We start from the raw sequence: 14,830 nt of genomic DNA, 5'->3' as shown, positions 1-14,830 counted from the left end.
CTTTCACACCTGTTCGATTCGAATTGAACCCACTTTAAGATCGACACCAATGGTCAGTCTGCGAGTGGCCATTGAATAATCATCGGTTTCATATTCCACACTTCTGTGCATTCCATCAGCTTTCTGTCCCCCGACACGGATATCGCCTGTCTTCACTTTTGCATCTACACGAAAAGGAACATGCTTCGGAATTAACATTTTCACATCCCCAACCCAGCCGCGCACAACGATTGGCGTATCCCCATCCGGAATGAAAGCACGTGTGAAATCGAACCGGTAATCACCAACTCCATTCCATAAATCCATCGGTTCCACCTTCCAGTTCTCCTCATTAAAAGAATGGTCTCCAATCATCATATGCTTGGACTTCAACTTGTTTGAAGAAGAACCTTTGGAATCATACTCAATTTTCACTTTAGAGCCTTTTCTACCTAAAAAGATACTAAATCCAAAGTATATGAAAAGAAGCGGCCAAAGTTGCCATACATCGCCAAAGGAGAACTCAAAAACACCGAGTCGATCCAACAATAAAAGTGTACTGAAGATTGTGAGGAATGAACCGATGATCCAACTTCCACCCTTTTTCAATAAAGCATTCAACCAAACCTTTAAACCGATGACAAATAAAATAATTGGATAAATATTGCCCCACGTCCAACTCATTTCCAGGGAAATAATGTTCAAATTCGACAAAAGAAGAACAAATCCAAATACAACTAATAAAAGTGCGATGACGACTTGTGAAATTTTATTATGCATAATGCTCACCCTTTTTTAACCTTCCGTAAATTACATTCGACAGAAGTCCTATATTTCCTTTTCTTTTTAAAGCTTCTTACTGAATGTATAGCCTAATCTTATCTAGAAATGGAGACTTGTAAAACGACCCTGAGAACGGAGTTGTCTCCGTCTCTAGGCGGAGGTTATGTTTAAACGGGAGAGCGATGGGAATATCTATAGTAGAGCATAAAAGAAAGGATGTTGTTGCATGGATCAAAAAATGCAAAATTTAATCGATGGACTCAACGAAGACTTAGCTCATGAGTACGCAGCTTCTATTATGTACACCTATAATGCCGCTGTCGTTACAGGGCTCTACCGTTCTGTCCTCAAGCCATTTTTCGAGAGCGAAGTAACCGATGAACAAGGGCACGCTCTTTATCTAGCTGAAAAAATCAGCACTCTAGGCGGAACTCCGACGACAACACCTGCGGAAGTCAAGCAAATGACTGAAGTGAGACCGATGTTAGAAGAAGCACGTGAAGCTGAGCGTCAGACGATCAAGCGCTACGAGGAACGTAAAACACAAGCGGAAGAACTCGGACTCACCGAATTATCTGTGAAGCTGGATGATATGATTGCAGACGAAACCGGTCATATGGAAGAAATCGGTCGTTTACTTCAAGATTCCCGCCTGCAAGATTAACGATTTTATCCCCTGTCTAAGACAGGGGATTTTTTATTGTCAATCGACCATGAACGCATTTGAGAATATTCTGAATGTATATTACAATTTATAAAAATAGTTGCTACACTTCACCAAGGCAACAAGGAGGAGAATATATGTGGGAAAACGTCTTTCATGCCATCGATGAACAATACGAGAATATGGTTAAAACTCGCCGTCATTTGCACCAATATCCAGAAGTTTCTTTCAAGGAAGAGAAGACGGCTCAGTTCATTGCGGATACATATGAGAAACTGGGAATTCCGTATGAAAGTCATATCGGAGGAAATGGAGTTCTTGCTAGGCTCGAAGGTGGAAAACCGGGGAAGACAGTCGCGCTGAGAGCAGATTTTGATGCCCTTCCTATTCAGGAGGAAAATGACGTCCCTTATAAATCCAAGAATGAAGGGGCTATGCATGCGTGTGGTCATGACGGCCATACCGCAGCTCTTCTAGGGTTGGCCGAAGCACTTCTACCTCATAAAGAAGAACTTCCAGGAACGATCGTTTTTCTACATCAGCACGCTGAAGAGTATGCGCCCGGAGGAGCAAAACCGATTGTCGAGTCAGGAGCCCTTAACGATGTAGATGCTGTGTTCGGCACCCATTTGTGGGTGAATGCGCCAACAGGTGTCATCCAAACATCTAAAGGACCTTTTATGGCCGGAGCGGATCGATTCGAAATCAAGGTTCAAGGCAAAGGTGGACACGGGGCCCAGCCACATCAAACAAAAGACGCCATCGTCATCGCCTCTCAAATGGTTTCTTCCTTGCAGCAAATTGTCAGCCGTCGCGTAGATCCACTGAAAACAGCTGTGCTTACAGTGGGAACGTTTGAATCAGGAACCACATTTAATGTCATTGCGGATTCAGCAACCTTAACCGGTACAGTAAGGACATTTGATCCTGAAGTGCAAAACTTGATCATTGAAGAGATGGAAAAAGTCATAAAAGGAACATGTGAAACAAACGACGCAGCATACGAGTTCACTTATGAAAAAGGATACCCGCCTGTTGTCAATCATCCCGAAGAAGCGGACTTAGTTTTACAACATGCTCATAAGGCTGATGCTTCTTTACGTACAGAGGAAATCGAACCGGTCATGGCTGGAGAGGATTTTGCTTATTACCTTTTGGATAAGCCAGGCACTTTTTATTTTACAGGTGCTCAAATTCCAGATCATTACTATCCTCATCACCACCCGAAATTCGATTTCGACGAAAAAGCACTGCCGCACGCAGCTAAAACATTATTCCAATCCTTTATTAGTTATCAAGAACGTTAAAGTAAACGGAGGCGACTGGACTGAATGGTCGTCTCCCCTAATTGTTCTAACAACCTCCCATTGGCAACATACCCCACAACGGCCCCGAAACCTGGAACCAATTGAAGAAGCTTCACAAGATCCAAGGTATCCCTATACTCCATTTGTAACGTCTTCCAATCCACGTTCTTTTCCTTCATTTCTAAGTCATTCCATTCAATAACCTTACGCTTCACTTCCCCACGAACCTTGTCACTGGAAAAAGCGAGCATGAATACATGAAGCAAGTAGACCCTCTCTTCATAAGAATGAACATTCCATCCATAAATCTGAGCCGCATCAAATAAAAACTTCATCTTTATGCTTAATAACAGTGGGAAATCAGCTACTCCGAGCCAAAAGCCTCCAAAACCCGTCCCAGCGCCTTCCACGGATGCTGTTTTCTTATATTTTTTAACTAATTCACGGACTTGCCTTTCACGCTCTTCAAAACTCCAATCTGGATGGACCTTTACAGGGCGGATGTACTCTGATGTGGTTAAAGCAATCTCAATCATTGAACGAACGCTATCCGTTACCACCCCGTGTACACGATCAGGAATCTTTTCATTAATCTTAGACTGCACCTGCTTTGAACTCCTCTGTATCATGGACGACCGCTTGTCCAATGATTTACTCCAACGTAGGGCTTCCTTTTTCGCCTGCTCTTCAAAACTCATTTCTAACACCTCCACATAATTTTATAAGAACAATTAGATAGTGATGATTTTTAAACTTCTCTCATAACTCTTGAGACAAATGGATCGCCAATCTGGATCAGAGTGATTATTTAGAAGTGGATATGAAACAGGGAAGACTGCTTAAGTAGTCTTCCCTGTTACGTTAATTTCTTTTTCACATAGTTTTGTATAAACAAATAACTGAAGATACTTCCACCTATCCATACGAGAACAAGCCCTATAGGGTTCCATTGGAATACAAACAATAGACCGAACAGGAAAGTTTGAAACAACATGATTTGCTGTAACCATTGCAGGATTGCTTTTTCCTTCCATTCTTTCTTAACCGGATATAAATCCAGCCAGGCAATGGTGCGGTGGTGATTCCACAATGTCATCATTTGAAATGCACTCAAGTAGAGAAATAGAATGGCAAACGCGACTTTCACCCATAGATTGGATACAAACCAAATGGCCAATGCACCAATCACTATAAGGCGGATGTACATACCTAGATAATCGCTGCTTCGTATAAAAGTGATTTTATACAAATAAGAAAAGGTCTGGTTTTGCCGGTAAGGAACTCGATCCACAATCGCTCGTACAAGGGTGTGGCGTTTTTTGACTGTATTTTTCAAATGAGGAACATCTGTAAACATATTCGCGATTCTGTAAAAGGTCCTCATGCGCTGCTGGTCTTTTTCTACAAGTAAATCCCAAGCGAGTCCAGCTTTTTGCCTGGAGAGAGAATACGTGTAAAGAACGACGCCTACAAGCAGCACGGTCACGATACTGGCATAAACCCATTCCCCTTGAGCGAGAAAATAAAAAATGGTGATGTTCAATACCGCTTTGATGACCTGGTCCACAAGCCGTGTTCTGGGGTTTCTTTCTTTTAGCATCCACCAGTTGGACATCATATTCCAAATCTTAATGACTAGAACAACACCGATCATCATTAAGTAATACTGGGTACCAAGTTCTGGATACGAGGCAAAATACAAGGGACCAAGGGCTGCTGATATTAGAAAAATGACATAAAGTTGGACAACGTAGCTGTAATATAAACAGCGACGGAAATAATCATCTAGCTGATATTCAGCAGGAAGCAAGAAAACTAAGTCCGGCTCTTTGAGAAGTGTACGCACAGGACTATACCCCGCGATGAATCCAAAAGCGAGCGCTATAATCCAAGCGGTAGGAAAATCTTCCGGCAAATTTTGCAGCCATTGTTGGTAGTAATAAGCGAGCGCCGAGATAAAGAACAACATGGCAACGGCAATGTGGCCATTAAAAATATACTTTAAGTAACGGCTTGTCTCTTTCGTATGTTCAGAGAAGCGCTTCGTCCAAAATTCCTTTGCATTAATCATATTGTTCTTCCTTTGTCAGCTGTACATAAATATCATCAAGGGATGCGCCCGGCTGATCAAATGACGTGCGCAACTCGTCAAGCGTCCCTTTAGCTCTGATTTCTCCTTCATGGAGGATGATAAAACGATCACAATATCTCTCCGCTGTAGCAAGGATATGAGTCGACATTAATATTCCCGCTCCTTTATCTTTCATATCCTCCATCAACTGCAGGTAGGATTGTATGCCGAGGGGATCCAGACCAACAAAAGGTTCATCGACGATATAGAGGTCCGGTTCAATTAAGAATGCACACATAATCATAACCTTTTGGCGCATCCCTTTAGAGAAGTGCACAGGGAACCATTTGAGCTTTTTCTCCATCCGAAATTCTTTGAGAAGCGGCTGCAACCTCTGTTTGAATACGTCTTCTGGCACATTGTAGGCCATAGCGGTCAAGTGGAGATGTTCGTACAATGTCAGTTCATCATATAAAATAGGCATCTCCGGAATATAACCGAGCTGTTGTCGATACTCTTCCGGGTTCTCTTCAAATGATGTTCCATTGATGGAGACTTTTCCTTTTTTTGCCTGCATCATTCCGATGATGTGTTTGATGGTGGTACTTTTCCCCGCACCATTCAAACCGATGAGGCCGACGATTTCATTCGGGTGGACATCGAAAGATATGCCATGCAGTACATTTTTATGGGTGTACCCTCCGTGGAGGTCTTTGATATGTAATAAAGGTTCCATCTTATCCCTCACTTCATTATTTTTCCTGCACAAATTTTATCATACTTTCCCATTCGATACACTTTTCACTCACCGTCTTCATCGAGTTTTCACTCTTTGATATGGTACAATGCTATCAAACGGAAAGGAGTGTTTGCATATGGCAGATGAATGCATTTTCTGCAAAATTATTGATGGAGAAATCCCTTCAGCGAAAGTGTATGAAGACGATGAGGTGTACGCTTTTCTTGATATCAGTCAAGTAACAAAAGGTCACACGTTAGTTATTCCAAAACAGCATTGCCAAGATATTTATCACACGCATCCAGAAACAGCAGAAAAGCTTTTCTCAAGAGTTCCGAAGATTGCAAATGCAATTAAACAAACCTATGCTCCTGTTGGTTTAAACGTCCTAAACAACAATGAGGAAGCAGCAGGCCAATCTGTCTTCCACCTACATATCCACCTTATTCCGAGATATGGTGAAGGGGATGGATTCAGCGCTAAGTGGGAAGTCCACTCCGATGATTATTCACCAGAAGATTTACAAGCCATCGCTGGTGAGATCAACCAACACATCCCTGGTTAAATGGATTGATTTTCTCATGAGAAAACTGCTATAATACTACCATGCATTCGCAAACGGTCATGAGGGCACGTTTGGAGTGCAAATTTAGATGAGATTAGAATAGTTGAGGAGAGATGTTTAAATGAATATTCGTGTTTTAGTCATGTTATCTTTATTAGTAGGAATTGGTGCTGTTCTGCATGCCGTCGCACCCCCCTTCTTTTTCGGAATGCGACCGGACATGATGCTCGCTATGATGTTCCTGGGAATCTTATTGTTCCCGAAACCATCTTATGTCCTATTAATATCTTTAGCGACAGGCTTCATCTCAGCGATGACAACCACCGTTCCAGGCGGCCAACTGGCCAATATCATTGATAAACCGTTCACAGCATTTGCTTTCTTCGGACTTGTCCTATTGACTAAAAAAATATCACATCAAAAATTCGTACAGCCTGCTTTAGCAGCCATCGGTACGATGATCAGTGGCTCCATCTTTTTAGGTGTTGTCCTTTATATCATCGGCCTTATGGAAGCGAGCTTCGGGCTAATGTTTGCTACAGTTGTTCTACCCGCAGCAGCATTTAACGTGTTGTTTGTAGCCATCATGTATCCGACTGCCCAAAAGATCTTAAGACGAACTGATCTTGCTAAAGCAGCTCAACCAGCCTCTTAAAGAGAGTATACAGAATGAACCTTGACTTACACCAAAGGCACTACATCGAATGTAGTGCCTTTGTTTTTCCTTCTCGTCTAAAGAATATTTTTTTATGTTTTTAAGGTTTCATTCATACATATTAAGAGAAAATATAAAATAGAGAGTGATTGAAAGGAGACTGACTGATATGCCAAATGGAAAATCATTAGCGCTGGGATTCTTAGTCGGAGGAGTCATTGGAGCCGCTTATACGTTACTGAGCACACCTTCCTCCGGTCGTGATTTTAGAGAAAATGCCAAACTGAAAAGCGAGAACTTGAAAAATACCGTTCTCAGCTTAAAAGAAGATGGGATGCAGCTGAAGGATCAGATTACGCAAACATCTAAAGAAGGCGCAGAACTCATTAAAGAACTTTCTGAAGATGTAAAAACATCCATTGAAAGCTGGAAGCGCACCGTTGAACCCCATCAGAAAAACATCCAGAAATATTTAGAACAAATTGAAGAAAGCTTAAAAGAACTGGAAGAGAAAGCAAAGGCTGAGCAAAAAGATCATACCACACAGCCCAGTCATGAAGTCATCAACCACCAATAATTCATCCATCCCGCCTCGAGCGGGATTTTTTATGTTTGTCCTTTTCCCCTATCTATATTCAACCCCATTTCGTTCTATTCCATAAACGCGCCGTTAATATTGGTGTGGACTATGCGTTATTAAAGTATATGGCAGGATTCTTGAAGACTCGATTTCGAGACTTCGGGGTTCGTTTGACGTGTTGAGCGTTAGGGGTGGCTGGGAAGCTACTCGCTTTCCTGTGGGGGAGTGGCAAGCTTCCTCGGACTTCGTCCTGCGGGATCTCGCCTATCTCCTTTCTCCCACGGGAGTCTCGCAGCTTCCCAACCACCCCATTCCATGAAGATGAGAAACGAAACCCTTTACTGTGGGAGGGTGCCTTCCACTATCCCGGTGTTATAAGCATAAAGCCTCTATAACAAGCTTTTCGTGTGCGGAATAGCGTCCTTAGGAGTTCATTCCCTTCCAATTACCATGGGCATAAAAACGGCTTATTCCGGAAGTGGTTTCGAGAATCTCTTATAGCAAGGGGCGAAGGGGAATGGCGAGACTCCTATCTTAAGTGTGGAGGCGCCTCGATCAGCGGCGTATGGACTGGACTGAGCTGGCGGAGATAACGGAAACACGAAGAGCGCAGCGATTCGATGTTGACTTATCGTACAGAAGCGAGGGAAGTCTCACTAGCCGCTAGGCGCCGGAACCGGATACGTAAGAGGAAAAAAGTGCTTGGTGAGACCCCGCAAAGCGAAGCTTGAGGAGGCTCACCGCGCTCCCGCGGAAAGCGAGCCATTCCCCGCAGCCCCCATCCACTCAACAAAAGTCTCGAAACTGAGTCTTCCACAAACGGGAGCTTATATATAATAAACTGTGGGATTTACCCGAGCAAAAAATAAAAGCGTGTAGAGGTTCAAACCTCTACACGCTTTTTCAAGCTTATTATTCAGCTGCTTCTAAATCTTCAATGGAATCGACATCCATATATTCAGGAACGACAAGACCAATCTTGGCACCTTCAAGGTTCGCTCCAAGGTCTTCTAGCTTATCTTTATTCTGCTCATACTGATCACCGTGTGTTCCTGGCAACCATGCAGCAACCATTCCGTCAGCTTCACCTGCGGCAACAGATTCCCACATCGGGCCATTATCAAGCGGTGTAATCGTTACTTCAAAGCCTTGCTCTTTCATGACTTCTGCAACGACGTTTGTTGAAGCAATCTCAGAATCCCAGTTTACAAGCACAAGCTCAACTTCTGTACCATCTACTTCTTCGGTACCTTCTGTCCAAGCATCTACTTTATCCTGGTTATTGGAAATCCAGTTTTGAGCCGCTTCTTCCGGGCTCGCTCCATCAGAAATCTCAAGCATCACTTCTTCCATATCTGCTGCTTCCCAGTTGAACTGGTCTAAGATTTTATAAGCGTTCGGCTTATCATCTTCAAGTCCTTGACGAACCATTGTTTTGATTTGTTCTTCCCCACCAAAAACTTCTTTCGGATCTTCAAGATATTTCAAATCGTATTTAGCGAATTTCCAGTGTGGCGTCCAGCCAGTAACAACAATTGGTTCTTCGTTCTCAATGGCTTCACCTAGAGCTGCTGCCATAGCACCAGAAGAAGAGGTTGAAACTTCCCAACCACTCAGGTTTTCATATTCTTCAACAGCATCTTCCGCAGAACTTACAACACCTGCACCTGCTTCGATACCAGTGATTTCATAGCCCATTTCTTCCCCATAATTCATTTCAGAAGCGGCTTCATCACCGTTGGAATCTCCATTTGACTCTGTGCCTTCATCTTCTGAAGATCCACAACCTGCAGCTACAAGTGTTAAAGATATTCCGGCCACCATGCCGAAACGTTTCCAGTTAAACATGTAAATCTCTCCCCTTTTAAAGATTTTATATAGATAAAGGGTCCAAGGCCCCTTTTCTAACCGTATTTACTAGTCACCACGCTGGGTGTTCAAGTTTTGTGTGAAACGATCAATGATGATCGCAAGAATAACGATACCCAGACCTGCAACGAAACCAGTTCCGACTTCAGCACGCTGAAGGCCGGTAATAACCGTTTGTCCAAGTCCCTTCGCACCAATCATGGATGCAATGACCACCATGGATAGTGCAAGCATGACCGTTTGGTTGATTCCTGCCATGATCGTCTTTTTAGCCATTGGTAATTGGACTTTAAATAATTTTTGAGCTCCGGTCGTCCCGAATGCATCGGATGCCTCAATCAATTCATGGGACACCTGACGAATTCCAAGGTTCGTAAAACGAACGGTCGGTGGTGTTGCGAAAATGACAGAGGCAAACACCCCTGGTACCATACCGATACTGAAGAAAGCTACGGCTGGAATCAGATAGACAAAGGCAGGCATCGTCTGCATGAAGTCAAGGACAGGTGTAAGGATTTTCTCTGCCATTTTGCTTTTTGCCATCCAAATTCCAAATGGAACTCCGATAATAACGGAGATCAAACTCGCAAATATAACGAGCGTAAATGTATTCATCAACTCTTCCCATAACTCCTGGTTGGCAATAAACCATAGGCCGATGACTGCAAAAGCCGTTAAGCCCAACTTTTTCCCAGAAACAAAGAAGGCCAAAACACCTACAACAATAATGAATAGCCAAATGGGAATGCCCATCAGCCAATCTTCTGCTACGATTTCAATAAAGTCACCAAAGTCTTCCTTTATAAAATCAAATAAGAATTCAAATGTATCTGTTGTCCACTCTGTCGCTGTATCAATCCACTCAGCTACAGGCAGTTTAGGAATCAAACCCATTTAAATTCACCTCACTTCCAGCTAACGCCGCCAGGACGGCTCCTCTCACAATTACCCCTTTTAATTTTCCTTCTTCAATAACAGCTACAGGTACCGGGGAATCATGGATAATATCGAAAATTTCCTGCATCGGTGTTTGAGGCTCAACCCTCGGCACATCCGTGCGAAGAATACCCTTCAAGTTATCTGCATCCTGTTTCACAGCATGAGAAACATCATCAGCGGTTACATACCCATGAAGATTTCTTTTTGCATCCGTTACATAGATGCTTGAAAGTCCTTCCTTACGCATCCGTTCAAGTGCTGTGCGCGGACCATGTTTTTGAATATCTACCGTTTCTGGCCGTTTCATAATATTTTCAGCCGTTAACACTTTGGAACGGTCTACATCCTCAACGAACTTCTCAACATAATCGTTCGCAGGATTCACTAGGATTTCTTCTGGTGTACCAATTTGAACAATGCGCCCATCCTTCATCAGAGCGATGCGGTCACCGATTCTTAACGCCTCATCAAGGTCATGGGTAATGAATAAAATGGTTTTCTTCATGGACTCTTGCAGCTCTAATAATTCGTCCTGCATTTCTTTACGAATCAATGGATCCAATGCAGAAAAGGCTTCATCCATTAATAGAACTTCTGGATCGTTCGCAAGGGCTCGTGCAAGACCAACACGCTGTTGCATCCCTCCGGATAGTTGACCAGGGAATTGGTGGATGTATCCACCTAGTCCAACCATTTCTAATGATTTCTTCGCCTTTTCTTTACGCTCATTTTTATCAATCCCTTGGACTTCAAGACCAAACTCTGCGTTTTCCAGTACTGTACGATGCGGGAAAAGACCAAAGCGTTGGAATACCATGCTCAACTTCTGGCGACGGACTTCCCGTAAATCTTTGCTGTCCATCTTAGCCAAATCCTGGCCATCAATATATACACTACCTTCTGTTGGTTCGATCAATCGGTTAATCAACCGGACGAGTGTCGATTTACCACTTCCGGACAGCCCCATGATGACAAAGATTTCCCCTTCTTCTACATCAAAGGACGCGCGGTTAACACCGACAGTATTGCCGGTTTTTTCGAGGATATCATCTTTTGATAAACCCTCATCTAAGTATTTAGTAGCCTTTTTAGCATTCTTACCGAAAATTTTCGATAAGTTTTCTACTTGAATGATCGGCACGTCTCTCACCTCTTCTTTTTTGTTTATTATGGTACGTTTCATCGTTTTTATTTCCGTACTTAAACAACCACCTTACATAATGTAACCTATTTGTAATAGAAAGTTCAAACGATAAATACTTTAAATCAAGAACAAAAATTATGTACAGTTGAAACTGTATAAAGTTTAAGGCATAAATTACGCCATTTTACTTTTAAATACTTGATATTTAAGCCCTTTCAGTCATTTTAATAAAACTGGAAATTATAGTAACGTGGTATATAGATTTTTTGCGAAGGAGGATCTTATGGTAGTAAAAGACCACCATTTCCTTGAAGACATGCATACGAAAGTCACAAATGAATTTTCTAAAACACTGGAAATGTTTGGACTTACCCCTGCTGATGCTCGGTTGTTTGTTACTCTCTATCTGCATCAGGGCCCAATGACGTTAGATGAAATGAGCGAGGCTTTGGGTAAAAGTAAAACTTCTATGAGTACAGGCGTAAGAGGCTTATTGGACCAAAGGCTGGTCGAACGAGTATGGAAGAAAGGCTTCCGTAAAGACCTTTATCAAGCCAATGAAAACTTATATCGAAACTTCATGTCATCCTATATAAAGAAGTGGCAGGCGGCCGCAAATGGACAAAAAGATACACTTGAAAGTATGGAAGGTGAGTTGAAAGAGAGAGTCCAGGAATATGTCAATCAAGAGGAAATGCAACAGGCGGAACAGCTGTACAGACGTATGGAAGATATGGTCCGTTTTCACGAATGGATTGCTGAAGCTTTCAAGGAACTAGATCCTAGCGAAAACCCTTCTGATTAACCCCTTTTTCTCAAACATGCAGAGCCATTTTTTCTCTAGCTCTGCATGTTCCTTATTTTTTTATTTTTTCAGCACATTATATCTTGATAATTTATTAAAATTTTATATGATTATAAGTGGGAAACTCTTTGAAACTAAAAGCCTTTTGCAGATAGAATAGTTTTAAAAAATACCTTAAGAGGGTGAGGTAAATGAAGGATAAAATTTCAAAAAGAGACGCCATATTCTATAGTCATAAAATGGCTCAACTCTCCAAAGCGCTTTGGAAAGCCATTGAAAAGGACTGGCAGGAATGGATCAAGCCATTCCAATTGAACATCAACGAACATCACATTTTGTGGATTGCTTATCATTTGAAAGGGGCAAGCATTTCTGAGATTTCCAAGTACGGTGTCATGCATGTTTCAACCGCCTTCAATTTCTCAAAGAAAATGGAAGAGCGCGGGCTCCTTCAGTTTTCTAAACGTGAAAACGACAAAAGAAACACCTATGTAGAATTAACAGATGCAGGGATTGAACTTCTAGAAGAAACGCTGGAAGAGTATAACCCAGAAGATAACTCTGTACTTAGAGGCGCTATGCCAATGACAGAAATGTATGGTAAGCTTCCTGAGTTCTTAGATTTATCTGCTTTGATCAAGGAGATTTATGGAGACGAATATATAGAAATCCTTGAACGTTCACTAGAAAACATTGAAGAGGAGCCATTGGTCCAACAACCGACGGATATTGAGGACTATAAGAAAAAATCAAGGTCCTCATAACAAATAGGAAAATAAATAAATAGAACCCTTTCCATTAAACATTTATTGGAAAGGGTTCTATTTATGGTGAAGACGAATAAGTTGGTTCGTCAATTTCGGGTAAAGCCCCTGCTGATCTAGTGCTTGCAACGCCTCTTCTATAGGTAGCTTGTAACAAAGCATGCCAGCAAAGTGAATCACCAAATTAGAGTGATTCATCAAACCGTTAGCCACGTCCTCTTCGTAACGCTCATTCAAAATTTCTAATAACTGCAACGTTTCCTTATATTCTTTTTTTGTTAAGCTTTTTTCAATGACTAATTTCGTAAAAGGATATTTCTTCATCTCTTCGACTTCTAGTAATAAATTCAAGTGGAATGCAAAGGTTTCGCATTGATTTCCCTTCTCCAAAATACTCCCTCCACAACCTGCAGTCACCCTTGTCATACCAAGGTTTATAAGATCTTACAACAAAAGAGTATAAAGCAAATATTTTTTTTACAAAAAACCTATTGCTTTTTCTCCTCAAACATACTATTATTCGTCTTGTGCCAAACAAACGAAACATAAAACGTACTACTATCATATCGATATTCATAATAAATTCACAGTATTTTTTGTTGTAAGGGAGGGATTCTTATGATGAACTGCTGGAAAACAGTAAACATCAATAAAGAATTCGGTCTGAACCGTGTTTACCTGATGTCTTTTCTTACAGGACTACTTTCATTCCTAATTTTATACCTGCCGTATTCAATGATTCACGGTACGCATGAGATGAATGATCACGGTTTTCTACCGTTGTTGGTTATTTTGTTTTTCTTACCGTCGATGCACCGCCTTATGCACATGCTGCCTTTGATGCTCAGCTATAAGCGGTTGCGAGTGAAGTTCAAATTCAGGAAACGATTTGTTCCGACCTTCACCTATCAGTGCAAAACTCGGTTATCAAAGAAGACATCCATCATGATGGCTCTTGCACCGACTTTCTTGATTACAGTTCCTGCACTCATCATGGGATATGTCTTCCCTAACTACTTTGCATATCTCGTACTCTTTGCATCTGTGAACATCGGATTATCTTTCTCTGATTTTCTCTATTTAAATTATTTCGCAAAAGCACCGAAAAAGTGCTTGATCGAGAATGCGAAAGAAGGCTATGATATCTTGATCCATCAGCCAAAAGCATAAAAAAACAACGTTCACTCTGAACGTTGTTTTTTTGCGTTTTCTTACAGTATATGTCAGGATTGTGGAAGACTTGATTTCGAGATGTTTAGGGGTTCGTTGCTGAGTTAGGCGTCAGGGGTGTATGAGAAGCAACTCGCTTTCCTGTGGGGGAGCGCCGAGCTTCCTCGGACTACGTCCTGCGGGATCTCGCCTATCTCCTTCTCCCACGGGAGTCTCACAGCTTCCCAACCACCCCACTCGAGAGATGAGATAAACGAACCCACGTACACGAATGGAGCGTCTTCCATAATAACTGCTTTCTAGTTGAGAAGCGCTCTATAGCAAGCGTTAGAATATAGTTTACTACTTGTTTGAGAGTTGAATACACCAACTCCCATTACGATGGAAGGCCGCTTATTCTGGAAGTGGTTTCGAGATACTCTTATGGCCAAGGGGCGGAGGGAAACGGTGAGACTCCTACCATGAAAATAAAGTTCTATAATATGGAAAAATGGCAATACTAAAGTAGACGCAGCTCATTCTTCTTTTTGAGGAGAGCGTCTCATTCAAAGATCTATTGAGTTGGAGAATGGACTTAGGATACCTTTGGTTCCTCAATTGTCACTGTGTAACCTAACCCCTCTAACCTACGCAATGAGTGCTTAACAATGGCTTGTTGTTTTTGTTTATCGAAGTAATCTTCTCCTAAATCTACATACATTTCCTTTCGTGTTAAGAGGTAGTAGGAGATTCGTAACATCGCATGAGCTACAACGATTCCTGCGCGCTTTTTACCTTTACGTGAAGCCGTTCTCCG

General features: G+C 42.0%; 16 protein-coding genes and 1 pseudogene. 8 read left to right on the top strand and 9 right to left on the bottom strand.

The genetic code is table 11. The features are described 5' to 3' along the window. Window positions 1–3: 3 nt before the first annotated feature. Entirely contained in the window at window positions 4–759 is a 756-nt protein-coding gene (liaF, locus tag BLS23_RS16830) for a cell wall-active antibiotics response protein LiaF (RefSeq protein WP_089654214.1), read from the bottom strand. A gap of 229 nt (window positions 760–988) precedes the next feature. Here liaF and BLS23_RS16825 point away from each other — a divergent pair, with 229 nt between their 5' ends. Together BLS23_RS16825 and BLS23_RS16820 are read left to right on the top strand one after the other, a co-directional pair. Then, complete coding sequence (locus tag BLS23_RS16825; RefSeq protein WP_089654213.1) at window positions 989–1,426, top strand: ferritin-like domain-containing protein; 438 nt, start codon at window positions 989–991, stop codon at window positions 1,424–1,426. 137 nt (window positions 1,427–1,563) lie between these two features. Then, window positions 1,564–2,733: a M20 metallopeptidase family protein gene (locus tag BLS23_RS16820; RefSeq protein ID WP_089654212.1), complete on the top strand. Its 1,170-nt coding sequence runs from the start codon at window positions 1,564–1,566 to the stop codon at window positions 2,731–2,733. Here BLS23_RS16820 and BLS23_RS16815 read toward each other — a convergent pair. From BLS23_RS16815 to BLS23_RS16805, 3 genes are all read right to left on the bottom strand, one after another. Then, the gene (locus tag BLS23_RS16815; RefSeq protein WP_089654211.1) at window positions 2,730–3,431 is read right to left on the bottom strand and encodes an EcsC family protein; all 702 of its coding nucleotides are present in this window, start codon (window positions 3,429–3,431) and stop codon (window positions 2,730–2,732) included. The two genes, BLS23_RS16820 and BLS23_RS16815, sit on opposite strands and share 4 nt — an antisense overlap. A gap of 158 nt (window positions 3,432–3,589) precedes the next feature. After that, window positions 3,590–4,804, bottom strand: coding sequence for an ABC transporter permease (locus BLS23_RS16810; protein ID WP_089654210.1), 1,215 nt, complete (start codon window positions 4,802–4,804; stop codon window positions 3,590–3,592). Then, window positions 4,797–5,540, bottom strand: a complete 744-nt coding sequence (locus BLS23_RS16805; RefSeq protein ID WP_089654209.1) for an ABC transporter ATP-binding protein — start codon at window positions 5,538–5,540, stop codon at window positions 4,797–4,799. Before BLS23_RS16805 ends, BLS23_RS16810 begins: the two co-directional genes overlap by 8 nt. A gap of 109 nt (window positions 5,541–5,649) precedes the next feature. Between BLS23_RS16805 and BLS23_RS16800 the strand changes: the two genes are divergently transcribed. From BLS23_RS16800 to BLS23_RS16790, 3 genes are all read left to right on the top strand, one after another. Further along, on the top strand, window positions 5,650–6,108 hold the full coding sequence (locus tag BLS23_RS16800; protein ID WP_115895197.1) for an HIT family protein: 459 nt from the start codon (window positions 5,650–5,652) through the stop codon (window positions 6,106–6,108). Between the two features lie 121 nt (window positions 6,109–6,229). After that, a complete protein-coding gene (locus BLS23_RS16795) occupies window positions 6,230–6,763 on the top strand; it encodes a tryptophan transporter (RefSeq protein WP_089654207.1) in 534 nt (177 codons plus the stop codon). Between the two features lie 169 nt (window positions 6,764–6,932). Then, complete coding sequence (locus BLS23_RS16790; RefSeq protein WP_089654206.1) at window positions 6,933–7,340, top strand: YtxH domain-containing protein; 408 nt, start codon at window positions 6,933–6,935, stop codon at window positions 7,338–7,340. A 915-nt stretch (window positions 7,341–8,255) separates the two neighbouring features. Here the strand turns inward: BLS23_RS16790 and BLS23_RS16785 are convergent. The 3 genes from BLS23_RS16785 to proV form a co-directional block, all read right to left on the bottom strand. After that, window positions 8,256–9,191 carry a glycine betaine ABC transporter substrate-binding protein gene (locus BLS23_RS16785; protein WP_167356108.1) on the bottom strand — a complete coding sequence of 312 codons (936 nt, stop codon included), beginning with the start codon at window positions 9,189–9,191 and terminating at the stop codon, window positions 8,256–8,258. A gap of 69 nt (window positions 9,192–9,260) precedes the next feature. Continuing rightward, window positions 9,261–10,106 carry an ABC transporter permease gene (locus BLS23_RS16780; RefSeq protein ID WP_089654204.1) on the bottom strand — a complete coding sequence of 282 codons (846 nt, stop codon included), beginning with the start codon at window positions 10,104–10,106 and terminating at the stop codon, window positions 9,261–9,263. Then, window positions 10,090–11,292: a glycine betaine/L-proline ABC transporter ATP-binding protein ProV gene (gene proV / locus BLS23_RS16775; RefSeq protein ID WP_089654272.1), complete on the bottom strand. Its 1,203-nt coding sequence runs from the start codon at window positions 11,290–11,292 to the stop codon at window positions 10,090–10,092. The genes BLS23_RS16780 and proV overlap by 17 nt, the downstream gene beginning before the upstream one ends. 286 nt (window positions 11,293–11,578) lie before the next feature. Here proV and BLS23_RS16770 point away from each other — a divergent pair, with 286 nt between their 5' ends. Further along, window positions 11,579–12,100 (top strand): GbsR/MarR family transcriptional regulator, encoded by a 522-nt coding sequence (locus BLS23_RS16770; RefSeq protein WP_089654203.1) that lies wholly within the window; start codon window positions 11,579–11,581, stop codon window positions 12,098–12,100. 191 nt (window positions 12,101–12,291) lie between these two features. Next, window positions 12,292–12,864, top strand: coding sequence for an HTH-type transcriptional regulator Hpr (locus BLS23_RS16765; protein WP_089654202.1), 573 nt, complete (start codon window positions 12,292–12,294; stop codon window positions 12,862–12,864). 57 nt (window positions 12,865–12,921) lie between these two features. Here the strand turns inward: BLS23_RS16765 and BLS23_RS16760 are convergent, their stop codons facing one another. Continuing rightward, entirely contained in the window at window positions 12,922–13,254 is a 333-nt protein-coding gene (locus BLS23_RS16760) for a DUF1878 family protein (RefSeq protein WP_167356107.1), read from the bottom strand. A gap of 228 nt (window positions 13,255–13,482) precedes the next feature. Here BLS23_RS16760 and BLS23_RS16755 point away from each other — a divergent pair, with 228 nt between their 5' ends. Further along, on the top strand, window positions 13,483–14,034 hold the full coding sequence (locus BLS23_RS16755; RefSeq protein ID WP_089654200.1) for a DUF3267 domain-containing protein: 552 nt from the start codon (window positions 13,483–13,485) through the stop codon (window positions 14,032–14,034). A 574-nt stretch (window positions 14,035–14,608) separates the two neighbouring features. Here the strand turns inward: BLS23_RS16755 and BLS23_RS16750 are convergent. Further along, window positions 14,609–14,830, bottom strand: a pseudogene (locus tag BLS23_RS16750) (IS110 family RNA-guided transposase); the annotation flags it as partial.

The organism is Halobacillus aidingensis (genome assembly GCF_900104185.1).
Classification (GTDB): domain Bacteria; phylum Bacillota; class Bacilli; order Bacillales; family Halobacillaceae; genus Halobacillus; species Halobacillus aidingensis.
The sequence above is the reverse complement of the archived record's forward strand: the minus strand, read 5'-3'. Positions and strand labels throughout refer to the sequence as shown.